Origin of the sequence: Psychrobacillus sp. FSL K6-4615 (assembly GCF_038008225.1) — a bacterium.
In the GTDB taxonomy this organism is placed as follows: Bacteria; Bacillota; Bacilli; order Bacillales_A; family Planococcaceae; genus Psychrobacillus; species Psychrobacillus psychrotolerans.
The window spans coordinates 3,004,433-3,028,616 of record NZ_JBBOYQ010000001.1; the positions used below are offsets into that span (position 1 = coordinate 3,004,433).

18 protein-coding genes and 2 riboswitches are annotated in these 24,184 nt (G+C 37.4%); of the genes, 4 read left to right on the top strand and 14 right to left on the bottom strand.

The features are described 5' to 3' along the window. Positions 1-280 precede the first annotated feature (280 nt). The 11 genes from MKX53_RS15080 to MKX53_RS15130 form a co-directional block, all read right to left on the bottom strand. Complete coding sequence (locus MKX53_RS15080) at positions 281-1,612, bottom strand: NCS2 family permease (protein ID WP_340912272.1); 1,332 nt, start codon at positions 1,610-1,612, stop codon at positions 281-283. Between the two features lie 91 nt (positions 1,613-1,703). Next, positions 1,704-1,805: riboswitch (purine riboswitch) on the bottom strand. Between the two features lie 296 nt (positions 1,806-2,101). Next, on the bottom strand, positions 2,102-2,251 hold the full coding sequence (locus MKX53_RS15085) for a hypothetical protein (RefSeq protein ID WP_093538347.1): 150 nt from the start codon (positions 2,249-2,251) through the stop codon (positions 2,102-2,104). Positions 2,252-2,597: 346 nt separating this feature from the next. Further along, positions 2,598-4,151: a glutamine-hydrolyzing GMP synthase gene (gene guaA / locus MKX53_RS15090; protein WP_340912274.1), complete on the bottom strand. Its 1,554-nt coding sequence runs from the start codon at positions 4,149-4,151 to the stop codon at positions 2,598-2,600. Between the two features lie 142 nt (positions 4,152-4,293). Continuing rightward, positions 4,294-4,395: riboswitch (purine riboswitch) on the bottom strand. A 34-nt stretch (positions 4,396-4,429) separates the two neighbouring features. Further along, entirely contained in the window at positions 4,430-6,634 is a 2,205-nt protein-coding gene (locus MKX53_RS15095; RefSeq protein WP_340912277.1) for a transglutaminase domain-containing protein, read from the bottom strand. Then, complete coding sequence (locus MKX53_RS15100; RefSeq protein WP_340912279.1) at positions 6,631-7,836, bottom strand: DUF58 domain-containing protein; 1,206 nt, start codon at positions 7,834-7,836, stop codon at positions 6,631-6,633. The genes MKX53_RS15095 and MKX53_RS15100 overlap by 4 nt, the downstream gene beginning before the upstream one ends. Next, positions 7,833-8,783 carry an AAA family ATPase gene (locus tag MKX53_RS15105; protein WP_093538343.1) on the bottom strand — a complete coding sequence of 317 codons (951 nt, stop codon included), beginning with the start codon at positions 8,781-8,783 and terminating at the stop codon, positions 7,833-7,835. Before MKX53_RS15105 ends, MKX53_RS15100 begins: the two co-directional genes overlap by 4 nt. 164 nt (positions 8,784-8,947) lie before the next feature. Then, a complete protein-coding gene (gene nadE / locus MKX53_RS15110) occupies positions 8,948-9,775 on the bottom strand; it encodes an ammonia-dependent NAD(+) synthetase (protein ID WP_340912280.1) in 828 nt (275 codons plus the stop codon). Further along, positions 9,775-11,259, bottom strand: a complete 1,485-nt coding sequence (locus tag MKX53_RS15115; protein WP_340912281.1) for a nicotinate phosphoribosyltransferase — start codon at positions 11,257-11,259, stop codon at positions 9,775-9,777. The genes nadE and MKX53_RS15115 overlap by 1 nt, the downstream gene beginning before the upstream one ends. Before the next feature lie 239 nt (positions 11,260-11,498). Continuing rightward, a complete protein-coding gene (locus MKX53_RS15120) occupies positions 11,499-13,685 on the bottom strand; it encodes an outer membrane protein assembly factor BamB family protein (RefSeq protein WP_340912283.1) in 2,187 nt (728 codons plus the stop codon). 145 nt (positions 13,686-13,830) lie between these two features. Further along, positions 13,831-15,111, bottom strand: a complete 1,281-nt coding sequence (locus MKX53_RS15125) for an aminotransferase class I/II-fold pyridoxal phosphate-dependent enzyme (protein WP_093538339.1) — start codon at positions 15,109-15,111, stop codon at positions 13,831-13,833. A 94-nt stretch (positions 15,112-15,205) separates the two neighbouring features. Beyond that, positions 15,206-15,961 carry an exodeoxyribonuclease III gene (locus tag MKX53_RS15130; protein WP_340763504.1) on the bottom strand — a complete coding sequence of 252 codons (756 nt, stop codon included), beginning with the start codon at positions 15,959-15,961 and terminating at the stop codon, positions 15,206-15,208. Positions 15,962-16,228: 267 nt separating this feature from the next. On the opposite strand from MKX53_RS15130, the gene MKX53_RS15135 reads away from it, so the two are divergent. Beyond that, positions 16,229-17,095 (top strand): DUF1206 domain-containing protein, encoded by an 867-nt coding sequence (locus tag MKX53_RS15135; protein WP_340912285.1) that lies wholly within the window; start codon positions 16,229-16,231, stop codon positions 17,093-17,095. Positions 17,096-17,338: 243 nt separating this feature from the next. Here MKX53_RS15135 and MKX53_RS15140 read toward each other — a convergent pair whose 3' ends face one another. From MKX53_RS15140 to MKX53_RS15150, 3 genes are all read right to left on the bottom strand, one after another. Further along, a complete protein-coding gene (locus tag MKX53_RS15140) occupies positions 17,339-18,280 on the bottom strand; it encodes an ATP-grasp domain-containing protein (protein WP_340912286.1) in 942 nt (313 codons plus the stop codon). A 419-nt stretch (positions 18,281-18,699) separates the two neighbouring features. Next, positions 18,700-20,295, bottom strand: coding sequence for a catalase (locus MKX53_RS15145; RefSeq protein ID WP_093538335.1), 1,596 nt, complete (start codon positions 20,293-20,295; stop codon positions 18,700-18,702). Positions 20,296-20,372: 77 nt separating this feature from the next. After that, positions 20,373-20,969, bottom strand: a complete 597-nt coding sequence (locus tag MKX53_RS15150; protein WP_340912287.1) for a hypothetical protein — start codon at positions 20,967-20,969, stop codon at positions 20,373-20,375. Between the two features lie 383 nt (positions 20,970-21,352). Here MKX53_RS15150 and MKX53_RS15155 point away from each other — a divergent pair, with 383 nt between their 5' ends. From MKX53_RS15155 to MKX53_RS15165, 3 genes are read left to right on the top strand one after another with little or no spacing between them, the layout of a single operon-like run. Next, a complete protein-coding gene (locus MKX53_RS15155; RefSeq protein WP_340770289.1) occupies positions 21,353-21,610 on the top strand; it encodes a hypothetical protein in 258 nt (85 codons plus the stop codon). 29 nt (positions 21,611-21,639) lie between these two features. Continuing rightward, positions 21,640-22,392: a gluconate 2-dehydrogenase subunit 3 family protein gene (locus MKX53_RS15160; protein WP_340912290.1), complete on the top strand. Its 753-nt coding sequence runs from the start codon at positions 21,640-21,642 to the stop codon at positions 22,390-22,392. Positions 22,393-22,418: 26 nt separating this feature from the next. After that, positions 22,419-24,143 carry a GMC family oxidoreductase gene (locus tag MKX53_RS15165; protein ID WP_340770293.1) on the top strand — a complete coding sequence of 575 codons (1,725 nt, stop codon included), beginning with the start codon at positions 22,419-22,421 and terminating at the stop codon, positions 24,141-24,143. Positions 24,144-24,184 lie beyond the last annotated feature (41 nt).

The window sequence follows — 24,184 nt, forward strand, 5'->3', positions numbered from 1 at the left end:
TAACACTTTTTTCTGATAAATGCAACAATTAAATAGAGTTAATAGGAACCCTTTTAAACGCTAGGTTTCTATGAAAATAACGACACTTCCTTTAAACTCAAATCTATCTAGATTCCTAATTATAATATTTAAGATTCTAATTAAAATAAGTTAGAACAAAGAGATAATACCCTCTTTAGTTTTCAAAGTTTAGTAAAGTTAGATGAATTTATCATAAGGTAAATCTATATAGAAGAAACAAAAAAGAGAAGCACAATGCTTCTCTCTTGTTTTACTATTTTTATAAGAAGATAAAGTAACAAAGGAATATAACCCATAAACCATACATAATCGGATGGATTTCTTTAATACGCCCTGCTACGATCATTGTAATTGGGTAGAATAAAAATCCAATGGCGATACCAGTTGCAATAGAATAAGTTAATGGCATTGCAATGATTACGAAAAACGCAGGCACTGCAACTTCGAATTTTTTCCACTCTATATTTCCTAAAGCAGAAACCATCAATACCCCAACTATTATTAACGCCGGCGCCGTTACATAAGAAGTAACTACACTTAATATTGGATAGAAGAATAATGCTAATAACATCAGCACTCCCGTTACTACTGCCGCGAAACCTGAGCGCGCCCCAGCTGCAACACCAGCTGTTGATTCTACATAACTAGTAGTAGTGGAAGTACCCGCTACTGCTCCAGCTGTAGTAGCTATTGCATCTGCTAGTAACGCTTTACCAGCACGTGGTAATTTATTGCCTTTCATTAATCCCGCTTGGTTAGCAACAGATATCAATGTTCCAGCTGTATCAAAGAAGTTTACAAATAAGAAAGTAAGCACTACAACTAAGAATTGTGTAGTTAATAAAGAAGTTGGATCATTAAAAATTGGATCAAGTGCAGCTCCAAATGTTGGGCTTACATCTGGAATACTACTTACGATTCCGGATGGTAGTGGCACTAGACTGAAAATCATACCAACGATTGCCGTAATCAGCATTCCGTAGAATATTCCACCTTTAACGCCTTTCACCATCATAATCACTGTAATAACAAGCCCAAAAATCGTTAATAAAATGTTAGGGTCTGCTAAATCTCCTAGACCAACAATTACAGAAGGATCACTCACGATAATCTTAGAGTTTTGCAAACCTACAAAAGTGATAAACAAACCAATTCCAGCACCCACTGCATACTTTAGTTCGGTTGGAATTGCGTTTATAATTGTTTCACGAATGCCAGTTAACGATAGAAGTATAAAGATTACTCCTGCTACAAAAACGCCAGTTAAAGCAATTTGCCATGAGATTCCAAAATCTAGTACTACTGTAAAAGCAAAAAATGCATTTAATCCCATACCTGGTGCTAGTGCAATTGGATATTTCGCCAGTACTCCCATTAATATAGAACCAAGACCTGCTGCAAGAGCAGTAGCTGTAAATACAGCTCCTTTATCCATATGCATGGAATCTGGTAAACCCTCTATCCCTTCAAGCGAAAGGATCATCGGGTTTACTATAAGAATATACGCCATAGCTAGGAAAGTTGTTAACCCTCCAATAATTTCACTGCGGTAATTAGTCCCTAATTCTTCAAACTGAAAATACTTTTTCATGATTTCCTCCAGTTATTGTCCGTATAACAGAAAAAAGCATACGACTAGTAAATCAGTCGTATGCTTTAGTATCTCAAGTAAGGGAAGAATTATCCTTCTTCCTCTTAATCGTAGTCGAATCATTTACGGTGATTCGGTAGAGACTTTTGGGCCTTATTCCCAACGTTATACGACGACATATTAAATTATATATGTAATATAACATCATTATTTTAGAAAATCAATACTAAATCCGAACGTTTTTATATAAAAAGTTAATATAGTTCGTCATTATGACATTTTTAGTATTTCTTACTAATTCAAATACTCCTCATACTTACTACTGTAAACAAGAGCAAATTTGTAATTTCCATTTTAAATAGAAGGAATATGTATTATATTAAAAACGGAACGACTATTATTCATTTATAAATTCAAATAACTCTATCTCCAATAACTGGAATAAGAAAAACACAGGAAAGGGTTTATCCTCCTGTGTTTTCATTTATATTATTTTTCCGTTTGGTTTTGTTTCTTTTTCAAATACTCTGCCCGTATTTTTTCTAGCTGCTGCTTTTTATCAAATTTGGCAGGCTTGTTTTTTTCATGATAACTTGCCACAGCTGCCTGACCTTTATTATCCAAAAGATATTTTCCCACTTTGTTCACCCACTTTTCTTGTCTTTAAAGAGAATCTATTCAACAAATATAATATACCTTATTTTACGGAATTAAACCCTATTAGCTTAATAGCTAATCTAAAGATTAGATTTACGGTACTGAATGTACTTGTACTTCTTAATATGAATCAACTCCAATGCTTTAATACACATCTCTACATAATACAGTTTCCTGATTCATTTTGAAACCTTCCTTCAATTCAATGATTCAGAACATAAAATAAGACCTCCCTTTAATCATGAATTACATGAATAAAAGAAAGCCCTATTTTGAAACGATCACTCATAACCTTTAAATCCTGATATAAGATGTTTAGTGTTTGGTCCTATTCCCACTCAATCGTAGCTGGTGGTTTACTCGTAATGTCATACAGTACGCGGTTAATGTGAGACACTTCATTGACTAAACGAACAGATACTTTCTCTAGAACGTCCCATGGGATACGTGCCCAGTCAGAAGTCATTCCATCAATAGAGGTTACTGCACGGATACCGATTGCATAATCATATGTACGTGCATCACCCATTACACCAACGCTGCGGATGTCTGGAAGAACGGTGAAGTACTGCCAAATATCACGATCAAGTCCGGCTTTGGCGATTTCTTCGCGAAGGATGAAATCAGATTCACGAACGATTTCTAATTTTTCTTCAGTAATTTCACCTAATACACGAATTCCTAAACCAGGTCCTGGGAAAGGTTGACGCCAAACGATTTTTTCATCAATACCAAGTTCTAATCCTAATGCACGCACTTCGTCTTTAAACAATGTTTTAAGTGGCTCAATTAGTTTAAACTGCATATCTTCTGGCAATCCACCAACATTATGATGAGATTTAATCGTTTGAGCTGTTGCAGTTCCAGACTCAATAATATCTGTATAAAGCGTACCTTGTGCTAGGAAATCCATACCGTCTAACTTAGAAGCTTCCTCGTCAAATACGTATATAAATTCGTTCCCAATAATTTTGCGTTTTTTCTCTGGATCTGAAACCCCAGCTAATTTGTTCATGAAACGTTCGCGAGCATCAATTTTAATAACATTCATATTAAAACCTTCTGTGAAAGTCTTCATTACTTGCTCTACTTCACCTTTACGGTTTAAGTTATGGTCCACAAACATACATGTTAGTTGGTCTCCAATTGCTTTATGGATTAGTACCGCAACTACTGAAGAATCTACTCCACCACTTAGTGCACAAAGAACTTTTTTATCCCCAACTTCTTGGCGAATGTTTTGGATTTGCATCTCTACAAAGCTTTCCATGGACCAGTCACCTTTAGCATGACAAATATCAAATACGAATTGACGTATTAACTCAATCCCATAAATAGAATGTCTAACTTCAGGATGGAATTGTACAGCATAGTAATTTTTTGCTTCGTTTGCCATTGCAGCTACTTCACAAGATGGACTTGTTGCAATAACTTCAAAGCCCTCAGGAGCAACTGTTACATGGTCTCCGTGACTCATCCAAACGACTTGGTTTTCTGGAAGTTGTCCAAATAAAGGAGTTGCGTTTTTCACATTGATCTCCGCTTTCCCATACTCGCGATGAGAAGCTTTTTCTACTTTCCCACCAAAATGCTGAGACATTAGCTGCATACCGTAGCAAATACCTAAAATTGGAACACCTATGTCATAGATTGCAGAATCGATATGGAATGCATTTTCATCGTAAACTGAATTAGGTCCGCCTGAGAAGATGATCCCTGTTGCATTTACTTTTTTCAATTCTTCTGCTGTAACTGTATGTGGCAGTAGTTCACTGTAAACACCAAATTCACGAATACGACGTGTAATTAGTTGGTTATATTGACTACCGAAATCCAAAACAACTATCTTTTCTTGTTCCTTTAATAATGGTGTTAAAGTCATTAGTTCCACCTCTTCTGATAATAATCCAAACGTACCCTCAATCTAATAGAATGATAAAAAAACGCGTAAGAAAGCATACCTCCTCTTTCTACGCGTTTATGTTCTCTACATCAAAAAGGTGAATGCATATGCCTAAAAAAGACATGACTGCATTCACCTTCATAGTCAAGTTGTTAATGGCAACTTGGTAGAAACATCCGAACCATATTATCGGACATATACGAGGGCAACATTGGTCATTTAATTTGACTTTAGTTTACAGGTAGTTGCCCTCAAAATCAACCGCTAAGCTGATTGATTAAATATTCCCAACTTTCTCTCATCGACTCATAATTTACGCCCTCTCGATTATTACCATATAAGCCTTTTTCATATGCATCTGTTAATTTACGCATATGTGTTTCTCCAAAGCCAGAATCCACATATTTTGCATAAGCAGATAGCGTCTGTCCTTGCTCTCTCTTCATTCCATATGCATCTAATTGTTTCAATAGCTGATGATACATTTTTTCAAATGTATCCCAGTCGTTTTTCCGCATTCGGCTCACCGGTATTAACACTTTGGATAACCACTTTCTTCGATAACGATAGGCTACCATAGAAAGCAATACTAAACCGAGTAGTGTCCATAATATAGGTGCTTTGTTATTAGAAATCCATTTAGCAAAGCTACTCATGATTTCTGTAAAACCTTTGGAAACTTCCTTCTTATCTTTTTCAGCTTGAGACTTTTCTGGAGTCTCCTTAGGTGTATTTTCCGGTGTTTCCAACTCATCTTTTTCATTGTCTATATCATAATTTAAATTGACAGCATTCGTAAATCCAATTGTAGGCTCGAATGTCATCCATCCAGTACCTGGAAAATAAGCTTCTACCCATGAGTGTGCATTATTGTTTGTCACTTCATAAACTGGAACTCCATTATCACGTTCAACTACGTCTCCCGGTGCAAACCCCTTCACCCAACGTGCAGGAATTCCTTCCGAACGCAACAATACAACCATCGAAGTGGAGAAGTTATCACAATAGCCGACCTTCGTATCAAATAAAAACTGATCGACATAATCGGTATCACCTTCTGGAACTGCCGCCAAATCCTGATTGTAGCTAAAACCATTTAATCGGAAATAGCGTTCAATTGCTTTTGCCTTATCATATAAATTATCGGTATCTGCAGTAATAGAAGCTGCCAATTCCTTTACCCTTGAAGGTAATGTTTCTGGAAGCTGCAAATAGCGATCGAATTCACTAGACAATCCTTCTAAGTTTGCAGGCGCCGTATCCCTAAGTGCTTTTAAGCTATAGATTGGCTCGTTATAGGTTACTTCATAGGTTCCAACAGGTACTTCATTGTCTCCATTAAATGTATATAGTTTTTGATTTCTTTCATTCATTTTTAAAGAAATAGGCTCCACTGAGTCAACCCGCTCGATTCCATAAGGCTGCATGATAAAAGGATACGGTTGAGACATATAGATTCTAGCTATTAACGACTCATCTTCTGTCCCAGGTGCAATATCAGATTGAATCGGTTCTCCCAGCCCGTAGTTCGAAAGGATTGGAGGCTCTGTTGCTGAATTTACCCAGCCTTTAGAAGTATACATATCCTTCGTTTCAATCTTCCAATATTGTTTCGTTGGACTAGTCGCATAAAATACGGGAGTATCATCGCTCGCAAAGGCTCCTCCCAAGCGCTCATCATTTTCTCCATAGCCGACTTTTTGTATTCCTCCACCAACACCTTTTCCATCTTCCCTATTATCTGCATTTGGACTGGTCGATAATAGAAAAGGCACTGGATCTGGCCAACTAGGACCTGCTTTTGGCAAAACGTAAGCGAGGGCACTACTAATAACTATAATACTTAACAAACTTCCAATACATGCTACTATAAATGCACCATGTATTTTCCCATCTTGCCCCGATAACATTTTTTGAGCATATAATAGTCCCAAAATGAGGAAGCCAGATATTAACACGGTAACAATACTCTTCTCTCCACTATATGGACTAAATGTATCTAAGATTGTTATAAATAAAACGGTAAACAAAAAGAATAACATTAAGTTTTTACGTACTCGTATCCAATAGTTTAATAGATACGTAGTCATCCATAATAAAATGAAAAATAAAAATGTTCGGAAGGGGTCTGTCACCTGTACCCAATCTTGACTTATAAGAGAAGCGATATTTCCTACGAACATCCCCCAAATAAACTTCAATGCCTCTATTGATAAGAAAGATAGATCTGTATAGATATGTATAATTACCCAACAAATAAATACTAACTTAACAGGAAATGCATATATCCATTTCAATTTTATAAGATAAAACAAAAAGGAGATTACTAAATACCAACCAAATAAGCTTAAAAAACCTGTACTCGTTAACTCGATAACTGGTTTTAACCATTCCATCATTAAGATAAAAACAAAAGAATAAATAAGTATAGATATTATTGTTTGCTGCGCTTTGTTACTCATGAACGTTTCACCTCCAAAAAGGCTTGGGCAAAGCGATCTTTCGTAATCGACTGTACTTGAAAACCTCTACTTGCTGCATACTTGTACATAGCATTCTCTTCACTCGTATTTTTTTCATTTTTGGATTTTATGACAAAACAAGTACACGCTCGTAAGTTTGTTGCATTTTTTTGTACATTATCCATCCATTCATAAGTTAGATTACTAGTCACATATAAAAGAGTTGTCGCATTGGATAATGATCGGTCATGCAAAATTACTTGCTCTAGCGGCTTCGTTAAATCGTCTTTTACCTTTGTTAAATGATATAGCACTCGTTGAAGATGCTGGTCAGTTTGAACTTCAGGCAAGAACAATCGTTCCTCTCCAACCGAGAGAAATGCAGAGGATGCCTGATGTTTTACAATCGCTTGCATCATTGAGGCTGTTAAGTCGACCACTTCCTCAAACAGAGGAGAAGGCGTTCGGTCCATCACCACGAACATATCCTGGGATTGACGATCTTCGAATTCTTTTGTCTTTAGTGTTTGTGTTCTGGCGAAAGACTTCCAATGAATCCATGATACACGATCACCCGATTGGTATGATCTAACCCCAGTTGCCATTGATGTATCTTTCATAGCTTGAATTCTAGAAGCAGCCGCTCCTTGGTCATATCTCGTTTCAATTGGAATGTAGACCATCTCAGTCAAGTTTGGAAATACGAGAATTGTTTTAGAGTTTGTTACAAATACTTCTTTTTTCACCCAACCAAATAAATCGCTTACTACAATGCTTGTCCCCTCTAAAACATGCTCGCCACGTGGAATATGCTCTATTTCATAAGTCCACCTAAATTCTTTTTTCATGCCCCAAAAGGTAAGCTGTTTCCATGAAGCTTCTGTAGCAAGAGAAGGGCTTACTTTCTCCTCCATTTGAACGTACATTAGTGGAAAACGACTTTTTCTTGTCACCTGAATAGTTGCTGAAAACCTTCCACCACTTTGAACTTTACCAGTTTCAATTATTCGGTCCACAACGATATCGTTCAGTGAATTCATATATAATAACAACGAATATAAAGAAATAGGGACGATCAAATAAAACAAAAACCAGCTAACAAACCCTCCTTGAAACATTGCATAAACAAAAGCTACTACTAGAAGGAATAGAACGCCTACTATCCCTCGAATCTTATTCCATCGATTGAGCATATGCTTCATTGACTTATTTTCCTCTTAATAGGAACCGGAGTCCTCTTCACAATTCGAGCAAGCACTTCCTCAGACGAAATTCCATCATAACGTGCCTCAGGGCGTAAGATGACACGATGTCCAAAAACATAAGGCATCAAATATTGAATATCATCTGGGTTTACATAATCTCTACCATGAAGCAACGCAAGACCCTGCGACGCGCGCATTAATGCAATAGATGCACGTGGACTTACTCCTAGATAAATATATGTATCCTGTCTTGTACGATTAGATAGTTCAACGATGTAGCTCTTTATTGTTTCATCTACTGTTACTTGCTTCACCTTTTTCTGAAGTTCGATTAACTCTTCTAGAGAAATGACAGGCACCAATGTATCAATCGGTGATGCATGCTCTAATCTATTTAATACTTCAATTTCTTCGCTTGGATGCGGATAACCCATCTTTAACTTAAGTAAAAAACGATCTAATTGGGCCTCTGGTAACGGGTAGGTCCCTTCATGTTCAATCGGATTTTGCGTCGCCATTACAAAAAATGGTCTTGGAATCGGCATAGTCACTCCATCAATGGTAACGGAAGCTTCTTCCATCCCTTCTAGTAGCGCAGATTGCGTTTTTGGGGATGTACGATTGATTTCATCCGCAAGCACTATATTCCCCATAATAGGTCCAGGTCTAAACTCGAACTCCATTTCCTTTGGATTATAAATAGAAACCCCTAATACGTCCGAAGGCAATAAATCCGGTGTGAATTGAATTCTTTTAAAATCTGCTCCAATAGATTTGGCAAGTGCTCGCACCATCATCGTTTTACCTACACCTGGTACGTCTTCTAATAACACATGTCCTTGCGCTAATAATGCAACTACTGCAAGTTCCGCAATATCCTTTTTACCAATCATTACTTTTTCTATATTTCGAATAATCGTTTCTATCTGTGCTCGTTCTCTCATCATTCTCCCCCTAAAATCACGTATAAATTGACTTGCGTGAAAATTTTTACAATACGCTATAAGCATACCCAAAATTTGCCTTAAGTACAAATAGAAAACAAAAAAGTCGAGCTGCCTTTTTACTCGACAGTTCGACTTTTTATTTTATACATCAGACTTTGTTATTATTTCCAAAAATCATCAAAAATGGTGACTGGCATATTACGTTTATGCATGGACCGAATATAGAAACCTTCAATTTTTTCTTCCGATTCCTTCGATACCGTTTTACCTTCTAAATAATCATCAATTTCATCATATGTTACGCCAAGCGCTACTTCATCCGGTAGAGCCGGTCTGTCTTCTTCCAAATCTGCAGTCGGAATTTTAGTATAGAGATGTTCAGGACAACCTAATTCTTTCAAAATCAGCTTACCTTGACGCTTGTTTAAGCGGAAGATTGGCGTAATATCTACTCCACCATCTCCGTATTTTGTATAAAATCCTGTTACGGCTTCTGCTGCATGATCCGTACCAAGGACCACACCATTGTGCATAGCTGCTATAGAATATTGAGCTTTCATACGCTCTCGAGCCTTTTCATTCCCTTTAGCAAAATCAGATAAGCTCACTCCAGCCTCCACTAAAGCCCTATCACTAGCATCCACAGCTTCTTTTATATTGATTGTTATACGTTTACTTGGCTTGATAAAGTCCAATGCATCTTGACGATCCGTTTCATCGAATTGAATACCATACGGTAAACTTACTGCTATAAATGAATATTTATCCTCACCAAGCTCTTCATTTAATTCATCGACTGTGAGCTGAGCAAGTTTCCCTACTAATGTAGAATCTTGACCTCCAGAAATACCTAAGACCATACTTGTTAAAAAGGGGTGTTTTTTTAAATAGTCCTTCATGAAATCAATACTAATACGTATTTCTTGTTGTACATCAATGGTTGGTTTCACTTTTAACGCTGCTATAATTTCTTGTTGTTTAGCTGACATTAATACCTACCTCCATTTTGGTCAATAATATTATGTTCCATGTCCTTAATCTCTTGAATATTACGCATTTTATTGTCCCAACATTTTTGGCTCAAGTCCACTGGATACTCCTCCGGATTTAGAGAGCGTTTATACTCTTCCCACAATAGATCCAGATTGTCATGCGCATATTTCCGAACTTCCGATAACTCAGGGATTCGATAAATAACTTCCCCATTTTCAATCACTTTTTCATGTAGATCCCTTGCTTCAAAATTGGTTACAAATTTAGAGACAAATGTATGCACTGGATGGAACATCTTTAAGCGTTCCTCATGTGTTGGATCTTCATCGTGCATTGTAATATAGTCACCTTCTGCTTTACCATTTTCTTTATCAATAATTCGATATAGTTTTTTCTGGCCAGGCGTTGTCACCTTTTCAGTAGTGGAAGAAATCTTAATCGTGTCTTCCATCACCCCTGCCTCGTTTGCAATAGAGACAATTTTATAAACTGCTCCAAGTGCTGGTTGATCGTATGCAGTGATTAACTTCGTTCCGATTCCCCAACTATCAACCTTGGCACCTTGTGCTTTTAAGTTCAAAATAGTATATTCATCTAAATCATTGGAAACAACGATTTTAGCATTAGGGAAGCCAGCTTCATCTAACATTTTTCTAGCTTCCTTCGATAAAAATGAAATATCACCTGAATCTAAACGAATACCGATAAAGTTAATCTTATCTCCCAGTTCTCTCGCTACTCTTATAGCTGTAGGAACCCCAGTTTTTAATGTATTATATGTATCCACCAAAAATACGCAATCTTTATGGCGCTGCGCATACGAATGAAATGCTTCATATTCATTTTTATATGCTTGCACTAGTGAATGAGCATGCGTTCCAGTCACAGGAATTCCAAACTTTTTCCCAGCACGAACATTACTAGTTCCATCTATTCCACCTATGTAGGCAGCTCGAGTACCCCAGATGGCTGCATCCATTTCTTGCGCACGTCTTGAACCAAACTCCATAGCGATTTCATCTTTAAGCACTTGTTTAATACGAGATCCTTTTGTCGCTATTAACGTTTGATAATTGACGATATTAAGCAGGGCCGTTTCTACTAGCTGCGCTTCCGCAAGCGTAGATTCAATACGAATAATCGGTTCGTTCGGAAATACTAGCTCCCCTTCAACCATTGAATATACATTTCCGGTAAAACGAATAGTACGTAAATAGGCTATAAAGTCTTCTCTGTATCCAAGCTCTTCTTGCAAATACTCTAAATCACTGTCGGTGAAGTGAAAATCACGCAAATAATCTAGACATCTTTCTAGTCCTGCAAAAATGCCATATCCATTACCAAATGGGAGTTTGCGGAAAAACAATTCAAACACTGCTTTCCGTTCATGCATATTATCTGCCCAATAGGTTTCCACCATATTTATTTGGTATAAATCAGTATGTAAGGCTAAACCGTCATCTGGATAATTTTTCTTCATAAAAATCCCCTTTTTCATAACTATTGAAATAAGTATACACTATTTACCCTTTTTCTTTGCAAATAATCCTATCCCAATGACGCTTACAATTTCGGAGAAAACCTGACGTTTAGGTGTGACGTATTATCCTAGAGAGAATGATATCTAATCTAATTAATATTAGTAGTTTTAAAAACAGAAAAAGCTGCTCAATAAGTTTGAATAACAACTTAATGAGTAGCTAGTATTTTTGGGTTTTATTATTCTCCCATTGGAGAAATTACATCTACAACATAGGCTGCAACTGCTTCGATTTCTTCAGCGGTCAGCGTATCTTTAAACGAAGGCATGGAAGTACCACCCTCTTCAATACGCGCTATAACATCATCTCTGCTTACAGCAACTTCACTTTTTTGTAAATTAGGTCCATTATGGCCGTTTGCGCCTTGGTTTCCATGGCAAGCTAAACAGTTTGCATCATATACAGTAATCCCTTTATCAGGATTTGCACTCACTGTGTCCCCTTCAGTCGGCTTTTCTGCTGGTTTTGTACTTTTTGCTGGGAACTTAATTACTTGCCCTTCTGGTAAATCTCCACCTAATTTAAATGTGTATATCTTATCTCCATGCTTACTACCTGCAAGTGCATTACCCGCAGCATATATACTGATGTATTGCTCACCATCAATTTCATACGTAACGGAAGGTGCATTTGCTCCTGCATCCATCATGTATTCCCAAACTTGATCGCCCGTTTTTGCATCGTATGCAATCAAACGGCCGTCATTATGTCCAACAAAAACAAGATTTCCTTTAGTAGTTAACACTCCACTATACGCTTGAGTATCCCACTTTTGCTGCCAAGCAATTTTGTTAGTTTTTACGTCGATTGCAGTGACAGTCCCCCGAACTGGAGCATCTAAAATTGGTCCAAAAATACTTCCAAAGTATTGATCTCCCTCTTTAAATTCTTCCAACTCACTTCTTTCAAAGGACATATATGTGTCATTACCTAATACATAAAAGTACTCTGTATCCGGATTATAAGCTGAAGGTGGCCAGTTTGCTCCACCAGTTGGCCCTGGCTTAAGTGTAATTGGAACATCCCAAAATGGTGTAAAGATACCTCCAATTTCACCTGTGAAATCAGATGATAGATCATTCTTCACATCTTCCTCTGTCACAGCCTGAGGAACAAAGGCATCTCCAACAGGAAACGGTTGCGTTGCTGCCGTTTTTTGACGTTCATCCTGCGGTACAGGTTTTTCTTCTATACCAACAAGCGGCGTTCCATCGGCACGGTCTAATAGATAAACCCAACCAGTTTTACCGGCCTGCCCAAGCCCTTTTCTCATTTTCCCATCCATTTCTACATCATAAAGAACGACTGGGTTTGCTGGATCCATATCCCAAATATCATGATGCACTTCTTGGAAATGCCATACATATTGTCCGTTTTCAGCATTCACCGCGACGACCGAATTGGCATATAAATTATCCCCTTCACGGTTACTTCCATCTAAGTCTGGAGCGGTATTTCCAGTTGCAAAGTAAATGTACCCCAGTTCAGGATCAACGGATGGAGTATTCCATACCGGTCCTCCACCTGTTAACCAAGCGTCACTATCTGCTGGCCATGTATCTCCGTTTATATCACCCGGACCAGGTATTGTGTAGAAACGCCAAACTTCAAAACCTAAATCTGCATCATAGGCCATTACACGTCCACGAATACCATATTCTCCTCCCGCTACCCCCGTATAGACTTTCCCATTATATAATAGAGGTGCACTAGTGATCGTGTAACCTTCTTCCCACTCAGCTACAGTAGTTTCCCATAATACTTCTCCTGTCTTTTGGTCGAGTGCGATTAAACGTGCGTCCAGTAATCCTACAAATACTTTTCCGTCACCGACCGCAACTCCACGAGTCGTCCAACCACAGCATACTGTATCCATTTCTTGCGGTATATCCGGATTGTATACCCATAATTGTTCTCCAGTTTTAGCATCTATAGCGAAAACATCATTTGCTCCAGTAGCGATATACATAATACCATCAACTACAATAGGAGTTGCTTCTCCAGAATATTTACCTTCTGCTCCTGACCCTCCTAAGCTACTAACCCAAGTTGGTTTTAAATCCCCAATATTTTCAGTAGTGATTTGGTTTAGCATAGAATAACGTCTGTTGTAGTAATCTCCACCATTTGTTGTCCATTCAGTTGAAGAATATTTTACTACTTCATTAGGTATTAATGGACTTTCTTCCACTTCTGTCTCTTCCTCTGGTTCCTCTTTTACTGTTATGCTGGCATATGGAACTTCTCCGTTCCCTTCATTCAAGTTTTCAAAGTTTATTACTAGATATATCATAAAAAAAGCTACTAAAGTGATTACTAATCCTATAAAGAATAGTGCAGATACTGATAATCCTCTATTTTTCATCTGACTCTCCCTTCAAAAATAGTGAAATGTCCGTTTAAATATTTTATGTTTCGAATTTGATAGAAATGCGGTTTCTTCGATAGTCGAATCAAATAAAAAAACTGTTCAAGAGTTTAGACTCCTGAACAGTTTTTTTAATACCTTCTTATTTAGTTAAGTCTTTACAACCTTCATAGATTAGATCAAACAACTCTTGAATGTCATTCTCTTCTACACAGGAGAATGCAACGCGGATGTCTGTTTTGTTGCTTGCGATTACTCCTACACCATAATGATCAAGTAAATGTAGTCTTAAAGTTTCTGCATCCACTGCGTTTAACTTCAAGCACATGAAGTAACCCGAGTTGAATGGATAATAGGTCCAATATGGAGCGAATTTTTCATCCGCTAGGACTTGCTTTGTTTTTACTGCTCTACCCTGCATAATTTGGAACTTTTCTTCTTTTTCTTGTAAAAACTCTTCAGATTGAAGAGATTCCAACAGAATTGTCTGAGAAATATGAGATCCACTTGAAACCGTACCGCGAATTATTCCCTTCGTCTTCTGTTCTAGAGCATCTAATGTATCAGGACTCGCCGCATATGTGATAAATCCAACACGGAATCCCCAAACGTAATTTTCTTTTGTCGCACCATCAATTTTGACTGGCAAAATGTTTTCATGACTATCCGCTAATAAACCGAACAACGATTCTTTAATAGAATCCTCATAAAATAACCCGAAGTATGCATCATCTAGTAAAACTACTAATTTCAAACCACCTTCAGCAGCATCCTTCAATACTTGAACGATTGCTTCTGCCTCTTTAACAGAAGGCGTAAAGCCCGTAGGATTGTTAGGGAAGTTTAACAAGACGATTGCTTTTTCCGTTTGTTTAGCAAGTGTGTCACGGAACGCTTCCACATGGAAACTACCAGCCTCATTGAAAAGAGGGAAAGTCTCTACCCGTCCACCTCTTCTTACTTGGAACACTGTGTTATAGTTCCCCCAATATTGTTGCGGTGTTACTAATACGTCTCCAGCATCCATGAACAAGTCTGCTGCAATACTTAAGCCATGTGTTAGTGCACTAGTTACTATCGGTGTACCAATTGATTTACCATTCATCGATGGGTTGTCTACTAAAAGCTTTTCCTTCCATACTAACCGTAAAGCTTCCTTCCCCTGAGGAGGTGCATATGGATAGATATCATTTGGTTTATAATCTAACTTCTTTTGTATATGGTTGAAATGCATCGGTTCCCCATTTTCCGTTGCGATTCCAATAGTAGCATTAAAACGATGTGCTTTTTTCCCTGCTTCTGCACTTTGACTTAAAATACCTTTTGGATAGTACAAGTTTTTACCTAAATCGGACAACATATTATAGACTGCTGGGTTTTCTTTTTGCATTTTTTCATTTAATTGCGTTGCTAAAGCATTCATCTATTGGTACCTCCATAATATCTGATTTACAAATATTGTACTCTATTTAACTAAAGTATTATACCCTTACGTGAAATATATCATTCTAACCTTGTCACTGCACTAATTCTAAAATAACAGGACAATGATCACTTCCGAGTACCTGTGAATCTATAGAAGCATCCTTCAAAAAAGGAACTAGTTTTTCAGAAGCTATAAAATAATCTATTCTCCATCCAATATTCCGCTCTCGCACCTGACTCATATAGGACCACCAACTATAGGCATCTTCTTTTTCTGGATAAAAGTAACGAAATGTATCTACAAATCCTGCTGCAAGTAAATCGGTCATTTTGCCACGCTCTTGTTCCGTAAACCCTGAGTTACCTCTATTAGATTTAGCGTTTTTCAAATCTATTTCGCTATGAGCCACGTTTAAGTCCCCACACATAATTACAGGCTTTATAGCATTAAGTGTTATTAAGTAAGTACGCATTTCATCTTCCCATTCCAGTCGATATGGAAGTCTCGTTAGATCTCGTTTAGCATTCGGAGTGTATACATTCACCAAGTAAAATTGATCATACTCTAGTGTAATAATTCTACCTTCGTCCTCTGAAACATTATCACCAACACCATATTTAACGGAAATCGGTTTTACCTTCGTAAAAATTGCTGTACCAGAATAGCCCTTTTTCAAGGCATAGTTCCAATACTGTTCATAGCCGTGTAAGGGTAGCTCAATTTGACCAGCTTGTAGCTTTGTTTCTTGCAAACAAAAAATATCAGCGTTTACTTCATTAAAATATTCGAGAAATCCTTTTTTCGCGCAGGCTCTTATGCCATTCACATTCCATGAAACCAACTTCATTTTATATCCTCCAAGATAGAAACTTATGTAACTAGTTTTATATTAATCATAACAAAGTGTTGTCTCTTTTAAAAACAATGAGTAGGCAAGACAAGTAATGGAGATTTTTATAATTCCAGAGTTATGCTGATTAATATAGATCAATCCTCTTTTGGTTAAGAATTCTGTCATTCTAGCTAGCATATATTGGTCGCTAGATTGGGTTTCTATTTAGTGAGAAAAAGGGTACTTTATAAATAAGAGAATAGTAGAGGAAGTGTCGAATACATGGATGTATCATTAAAATCATCCGGGGCAAAACATAAAATGAGCGAAGCGAAACCTTGGGTTCGTCGCTTTGGTCGTTTTGGTTATATGACTATAGGTATTGTGTATGGAATGATCGGCATTCTAGCAGCTTTAGCAGCATTCGGACCCCGAGGAGAGATGACCGGAACGTCTGGTGTACTGCAATCAATCTCTGAAATACCATTCGGGGAAATTGCCTTATGGATTATTGGAATAGGTTTATTTGGTTATATCCTATGGGTTTTTATATTAGCAATTAAAGATCCTAATAATGTAGGAACTGATGTACCAGGTCTAATAAAAAGAGCGGGTTATTTCATTAGTGGAGTCATTTATGCAAATTTATCATATGGAGCTATAAAACTAGCAAGCCATACGGGAAATGCTGGTAATAGTGAATCTGAGAAAAACGTTTCCATTAAGTTACTGGAACAACCATTTGGTATATGGTTAGTTGGAATAGTTGGTGCAATAATTATTGGATGTGGCGTTTTCGAACTTTATAGTGGTATTAAAGAGAAATTCATGTCTGAATTCAAAACCTATGAAATGAATGGTATGGAACGAAATATTGCTAGAATAACAGGGAAAATTGGTCTTATTTCAAGAGGGACTGTTATAAGTATGATCGGATTTTTCTTTATTCGCACCGCATATACAAATAACTCCGAAGAATCTAAAGGGTTTGGGGGTGCTTTGACAGAATTAGCAAACCAGCCCTTCGGAAAATTTTTGCTAGCTATAGTAGCAATTGGACTAATTTTATATGGCCTCCACCAAATCATACTCGGACGCTATCAGCGCATGAACTTTGGTTATGAGAAATCTAACTTTAAAAAACGTTAAACATTTTCGAAGTACGCTATCTCTCATCCCTTATAAATGGCTATCAGATTGATATATAATCTGATAGTCATTTTAGATTACATCGTTCTCTTTCAATAAAGACTGACTTACTCTTTACTTTTTAGTCATCTTCAGTAACACAAATATGGCGATAGCTAATGCAAATAGCCCAAACAAAATAACTAATGAAATAGCCCCAAACAATACTAAGCTCATAAAAACCCTCCTTTGGTGCTAACTCTATTAAGCATGGACTTTAGACTTTTCTAGGGCAGTCCCTAAAAAATTAGCAAGCTCCAGCATCCCATATTTCTCTGCCTTAGCCTCTGCATCCGCATTGTAGTTCGTATTTGTGTTTACGTCATACGTGTACACTTCCCCGTTTGCATCACGAATAAATTCAATACCGGCTACATCAATTTTGTTTGCTTGCAAGAATGCTTCATATCGCTCGACCCAAGATACATCTATATCTTCTTTAACTTCAAACTTCATAGCTGGTTCTTCTCCCACTGGACAGAATGCATCTCCAATTTGACAAGAATCTGCCGGACAAAGCTCGAATCCTTCTGAAGTATCTACTCTTACTGCATATAAATACTTACCACCGATGAACTCTGCTCTCGTAATATAAGCATCTGGTGATTGGATGTATTGTTGGATAAGCGTAATACCATCTACAGGATCTTCAAATGCAGGGCCATTCACGTAAGCTTCCAATGCCTCAATTGTTTGAAATAATTGTACTCCTAATCCTTTACCAGCACGATTATGCTTTGTGATAAATGGCGTCTTCCCAAGCTTTTTAGCAGCTAAAATTATTTCCTCACTACCAACAGCCGCTATCGTTTTTGGCGTATTGATGCCGCTTGCTTGTAAAGCAGTATACTGATTGATCTTACTTAGTTCTAAACTTAACGCTTTCGTTCCATTAAATACTGTTCTTCCATGAAGCTCAAGCCAAGACAGCACTCCACCAGCTAATTCAGGTGCATATCTATGTCCCCTAGTATGGGAAGAAGCACTCATTCTGTTATAAAACACCCCTTCTGGAGGCGCTGTTGTTAAATCTACAATTCCCTGGTTTAGATGCCATAATTCATACGGTAAATTTAATTCTTCTAATCGTTTTGTTAAATGAACCGTCCACTCATCATTTTCATGAATTATATATATTTTAGACAAAATCATCCACTCCTCTACTTCTATTCCTATCAAACTACTATGCATTAGTATATACCAATAAAGTTGGAGACAACAGCATAAAACCCTGCTCTTGGAGAGCAGGGTTCAGACTGTAGACAAACTTAATTTTAGATGGAGTTGAATATTAAACTCGGCAATGCCCACCACTTCGCTTTCCGTGGGCTTGGCTTCAGCCTCCTCGTCACTACGTTCCTGCGGGGTCTTCAGCTCAAGCTAATCCCACAGGAGTCTTCGTGGTGGTACCTTGCCTTATAAACAGTTCCAATAGAGTATGTAAATCTTACTTTTAATAGGATAAATAAAACCCTTATGAATATTTATTACTATTCATAACCATTTATAAAATACCTTTGTCGTCAAACTGGAAAACCCTGCTCTTGGAGAGCAGGGTTTTCCGGTTAATATGGATCCGCTTCATGACTTTTATCAATTGCTTGTTCTGGTGCTTTATCTCCGTCTTTATTTCCCAACGGTTTTTGAGAGGAACCATTACTTTTAGCTTGAGCAAGTCCTTCTCTTAAATGACGCCCATAGTCTTCATCTGCTTCCTCCGCTAAAGCAATCATCTTTTCTTGAATTCGTGGGTCACAGGCAGACAGGTCGTTTACTAAATTCGAGATGAGCTCCGTTTTTTCCCATTGCTCAAATTGTCGATAGGTTTCTCCTGCTTGCTTTGTGTTATTTTGACGGTCAATGGACTCGCGCACTAAGTTTCCTTTAATCATTGGAGTGTACTCTTTACCAATTTGTGTTGCTTCCTTTAAGCCATCTAGTATGGAAGGTTCATAGTTGATATGTGGATTTTGGAACGGACCTCTATCTAACTTGTACGCCATTTGGCCACCGCTTTGATTGGTTGCAACACGTTTTTTAGGTGCATTGATCGGAAGCTGTAAATAGTTTGCTCCAACACGGTGACGTTGTGTATCTGAATATGAAAATGTACGGCCTTGTAGCATTTTATCGTCCGAAAAGTCCAATCCATCTACGAGTACACCGGTACCAAACGCTGCCTGTTCCACCTCTGTAAAATAATCCACTGGGTTTCGATCTAACACCATTTTTCCAACAGCCTTCCAGGGGAATAAGTCTTCAGGCCACAGCTTTGTATCATCTAATGGATCAAAGTCTAACTCTGGATGATCATCATCACTCATCGTTTGGACTAGTAACTCCCACTCAGGGAAATCACCTTTTTCAATTGCATCATATAAATCCTGTGTTGCATGATTAAAGTTTTTTGCCTGTATTTCCTCTGCTTCTTTTTGAGTTAAGTTACGAATGCCTTGCTTTGGCTCCCAGTGATATTTTACAAGGACTGCTTTACCTTCGTTGTTTACCCATTTATACGTATTTACACCTGACCCTTGCATCATTCGGTAATTTGCCGGAATGCCCCATGGAGAATAGATGAAAGTCACCATATGAAATGACTCAGGGGAACTCGCACAAAAATCAAAAAAACGTTCTGAATCTTGAATATTAGTTACCGGATCTGGCTTAAAAGCATGAATCATGTCCGGGAACTTTATCGCATCACGGATAAAGAATATTTTTAAGTTATTCCCTACTAAATCCCAGTTTCCATCCTCTGTATAAAACTTCACTGCAAACCCACGTGGATCACGTAGCGTTTCAGGAGAATGCCCTCCATGAATAACGGATGAAAATCGAACAAAAACAGGAGTTTTCTTTCCTTTTCCCTGAAATACTTTAGCACGAGTATATTTAGAAACTGCCTCGTCTCCCACAGCACCATAAGCTTCGAAATAACCATGCGCTCCGGCACCTCTTGCATGAACTACTCGCTCTGGTATTCTTTCTCTGTCAAAGTGACTTATTTTCTCAATGAAATCATAATTTTCTAACGTTGCTGGTCCTCTGTTTCCAACGGTCCTCATATTCTGATTATTCGTTACCGGATGCCCCTGCCTATTCGTAAGAGTATCCTCATTTTCCACATTTGTAGTGTTATTAGTTTGTTCTTCCTTCACTGTTCATCCTCCTAAACACAAGATAGAATTTACATTCCTCTCTATACTGTCCAGAACAATGAGTAAATATTCCAGTATTACATAAAGCTTGCTATAGAAAGTGCATACTTTCTCCAAACCGATACGTGAATCGGTTTCTCTACTTTCCTTTTTCCACTAACATACGTTTGTAAATCTCCTTTAAATGTTAAGGATAATGCTGAAAGTTGTTCGAAATGATATGGCTGCGTTAAAGGAGGTGCAACCCGGAACTGCGAGGACGGACATTCTTTCATAATTGTAGCGACAAACTGAGAACAAAAGAATGCATTCTCACGTTCTTTTTCAATATTTATCGCAACGTACACTAAGCCGATTAAATTATATTTGTATAATTGCTGTTGTTGTTCCATTTGAGTGATTATACTTTTCATCCGTAAATATTCGGAATCCGTTACCGCACACTCATAAATGGCACAAGTAGCTCTTTGAAGCATTCCCTTAATCGGGTTTTCTTTTATAAACCCGCCATTAAAAGGGTTATGATCACTTTTTCTACCGAAGCTATACATCTCATTTAGTTCCTCATCAAAAGCAATAGAGGCATGGTTCAACTCTTTTTTTGTATACATGCCAATCGCTTTTGAAAAAAGTGTCCCAGTATTACTTAGAATGATATAAACCTTTTTCCCCATTTTTTCCACCTCGTTCAGAAGAGGTATTTTTCCTCTAATCTATTATCCTAATCATCCTCTATTTTTTAATAATTCCAAACGTACTTAAGGTGGAAAGTGACTAAGTCCTAAGCCGTAGATGGTTGATATAATTTAGTTTTTCAGCCTGAAGATTAAGAATAAAAAGGAATATTGAGCGCATACATCTTTTCTACAATTATTATACATTGAATATTCACAATACACTTTTCTATTAAACACTCTATATACATATGTCTAGTTGTTAGTCATATAGCCATGTATTAGTGATTGTGTCCATATTACAAACTTGTTACAATTTCATTGCTTGTTATAACTATAAAAAAATATTATTCCAAAAAGATAGAATTTAAAGGAGAGATAATGTGACTCAATATAATTTAGAAGAGTTGAAACTATTAAATCAGTTTTTGTTTGCCCTATTTATTGTTGCTGATTTTGCACTTTTCCTTCATTTCACTAATAATATTTTTCCCTGGTTCTCATTAATTGGCGCAGCTATTGGATTGTCCATTATTGTTGCTTGTTGGACCGGAAAAAAATACACACTTTTCATCGCCGCATTATTAGTAAGCACTGCCTTATTTTCAATCGTTTATAATTGGCAAACTATTGTACATTAATACTTTTTTCATAAATGGAGGGTTTGAATATGTCAGAACAAGAAAAAAAGAGTCCTATTTTAGATAAGCGTTCATCTAGACGTACATTCATCAAAAATTCTGGTTTAACAGTTGGGGGACTTGTTTTAGGTGGAGCAATCGGTTCGTTAGTTGGAGGGAAAACGGAAACAACTAGTCATACGGCTACTAGCGGAAGTACTCATACGGCAATCGATTACAGTGATACTCGTCAGTTTTTCGTAAGACAAAAAGATTTTGATGCACTTAGTACAGCGACGGAACTAATTTATCCAGAGGATGAGCATGGTCCAGGCGCTATTACACTCGGCGCTCCTTACTTTATAGACAAACAATTAGCTAGCCCTTGGGGAATTAATACGGATGATTATAGAAAAGGTCCTTTCCAACCAGGCGAAGTCCCTCTAGATAAAGCAGAAATTATGCTGCAGGGTGTTCGTAAAATAAATGAAGTTGCAGAGAAAGAGTATGATGGAACGGTCTTCAAAGATTTATCGGAAGAGCAACAAATTACTATCCTTAGTACTTTTGAAGCTGGAGAAGTAAAGATGGATTTAGTAAATTCTGCAGCATTTTTTGGTTTACTAAGAACACTTACATTACAAGGTTGTTTCTCAGACCCACTTTATGGTGGCAATAAAAACATGGCTGGCTGGAAAATGAAAGAATTCCCTGGAGCTCAAATGTCGTATGCTTCCTATTTAGATGAAGAAGAATTTGTATTAATAGATCCTATTAGTTTAGGCGGACACAAACATTCATAAGGTAAAACAATAAGAGGAGGATTATTATGGTTACAAAATTACCAAAAGTTGATGTTGTAACAACTGGTATGGGTTGGACAGGCGGTATTGTTGCTGCTGAACTGACAAAAGCTGGCTATCATGTTGTTGGATTAGAACGTGGAGTAGAAAGATCCATCGAAGATTATTTACATGGTCATGATGAATTAAAATATAATATTCATAAAGAATTAATGCAAAAGTTAACAAAAGATACTATTACATTCCGTAATACATTAAACGATACTGCCAAACCAGTACGTGATGAAGGTGCATTAGTAGTAGGAACTGGTACTGGCGGCGGCGGTGCTCACTGGGGTGGCCAAACGTATCGCTATTTCCCATATGATTTTGAAATTCGTAGTAAAACGATTGAAAAATATGGTGAAGGTAAAATTCCGGCTGATGTTACTATTCAAGACTGGGGTATTACGTACGATGAAATCGAACCATATTACTCCAAGTTTGAACAAATGGCTGGTATATCAGGGGAACCCGATCCTTTAGCAGGACATCGTTCGATCGATTACCCAACACCACCACTAAAAAAATTACCACAAATGAAAATGTTTCATGAAGCAGCAGAGAAACTTGGATATCATCCATTCGTAGTTCCTACTGCAAATGTGTCAGAAACATATACGAATCCAGATGGAGAAACATTAAATGCATGTCAGTACTGTGCATTTTGTGGGAACTATGGCTGTGAGTACGGAGCAAAAGCAGACCCAATCGTAACAGTAATACCAACTGCTAAGAAAACAGGTAATTTTGAACTTCGAACAAATTCTATCGTAACGCGTGTATTATATGATGGAACAAAAGCAACTGGTGTTTTATATAAAGATACAAGAACTGGTGAGGAGTTCGAACAACCTGCAGATCTTGTTGTTTTAACAAGCTATATCTTTAATAATGTTCGCTTACTATTGTTATCTGGTATTGGAAAACCGTATAATCCTAAAACTGGTGAAGGAATTATCGGTAAAAACTACACAGATCATCATACGATTACTGGAGCTATTGGTTATTTTGAAGAGAAAAAATTCAATAGTTACATCGGAACAGGTTCTTTAGGATCGGCTTTCAATGACTTTAATGCGGATAACTTTGACCATGCAAATCTAGATTTCATACATGGTGGGCAGATTGAATTGCATTTATTTGGTAATGAACCTATTTCTAATAATCCTGCACCATTTGGTACGCCGACTTGGGGTAAAGAATTTAAGAAAAACTCTTTACACTATTTCTACCGTAACCTAAGTGTAGTATCACAAAGAGCTATATTGCCTCATAAAGATCATTATCTAGACTTAGATCCAACGTATACAGATGATTACGGTGATCCGTTAATTCGTGTAACATTCGATTATACTGAGATGGACCATAAACGTAATGAATTTTTAGTTGAAAAAATTAATGAAGTAGTAAAAGAAATGGGAGCAGACATTATCGATACAATTCCAATGGCTGAGCATTTTGGTGGAAGATTTACTTTCCAACATGATGGTGGCGGTGTAATCATGGGTGATAGCCCTGAAAACTCTGCAGTAAATAATTACATGCAAATGTGGGATGTAGATAATTTATTCGTTTGTGGAGCTTCGGCATTCCCTCACTTTGGTCCAACGAATCCAACTCCAACTGTTGGTGCATTGGCTTACCGAGCAACTGAAGGTATGATTGAGTACTTAAAAAACGGCGGCGGACCATTAGTTCCTAAAAAATAATACAGTAGCAAGTGTAGAACCATCATTTTCTTTCAAAATGT

Bases quoted from the DNA above. Each gene is read 5' to 3' on its own strand.
- MKX53_RS15130 (WP_340763504.1), bottom strand. From the start codon at position 15,961: ATGAAGTTGGTTTCATGGAATGTGAATGGCATAAGAGCCTGCGCGAAA.
- MKX53_RS15160 (WP_340912290.1), top strand. From the start codon at position 21,640: ATGTCAGAACAAGAAAAAAAGAGTCCTATTTTAGATAAGCGTTCATCT.
- MKX53_RS15135 (WP_340912285.1), top strand. From the start codon at position 16,229: ATGGATGTATCATTAAAATCATCCGGGGCAAAACATAAAATGAGCGAA.
- MKX53_RS15105 (WP_093538343.1), bottom strand. From the start codon at position 8,783: ATGAGAGAACGAGCACAGATAGAAACGATTATTCGAAATATAGAAAAA.
- MKX53_RS15115 (WP_340912281.1), bottom strand. From the start codon at position 11,259: ATGAAGAAAAATTATCCAGATGACGGTTTAGCCTTACATACTGATTTA.
- MKX53_RS15080 (WP_340912272.1), bottom strand. From the start codon at position 1,612: ATGAAAAAGTATTTTCAGTTTGAAGAATTAGGGACTAATTACCGCAGT.
- nadE (WP_340912280.1), bottom strand. From the start codon at position 9,775: ATGTCAGCTAAACAACAAGAAATTATAGCAGCGTTAAAAGTGAAACCA.
- MKX53_RS15165 (WP_340770293.1), top strand. From the start codon at position 22,419: ATGGTTACAAAATTACCAAAAGTTGATGTTGTAACAACTGGTATGGGT.
- MKX53_RS15125 (WP_093538339.1), bottom strand. From the start codon at position 15,111: ATGAATGCTTTAGCAACGCAATTAAATGAAAAAATGCAAAAAGAAAAC.
- MKX53_RS15120 (WP_340912283.1), bottom strand. From the start codon at position 13,685: ATGAAAAATAGAGGATTATCAGTATCTGCACTATTCTTTATAGGATTA.
- MKX53_RS15100 (WP_340912279.1), bottom strand. From the start codon at position 7,836: ATGAAGCATATGCTCAATCGATGGAATAAGATTCGAGGGATAGTAGGC.
- guaA (WP_340912274.1), bottom strand. From the start codon at position 4,151: ATGACTTTAACACCATTATTAAAGGAACAAGAAAAGATAGTTGTTTTG.
- MKX53_RS15150 (WP_340912287.1), bottom strand. From the start codon at position 20,969: ATGGGGAAAAAGGTTTATATCATTCTAAGTAATACTGGGACACTTTTT.
- MKX53_RS15095 (WP_340912277.1), bottom strand. From the start codon at position 6,634: ATGAGTAACAAAGCGCAGCAAACAATAATATCTATACTTATTTATTCT.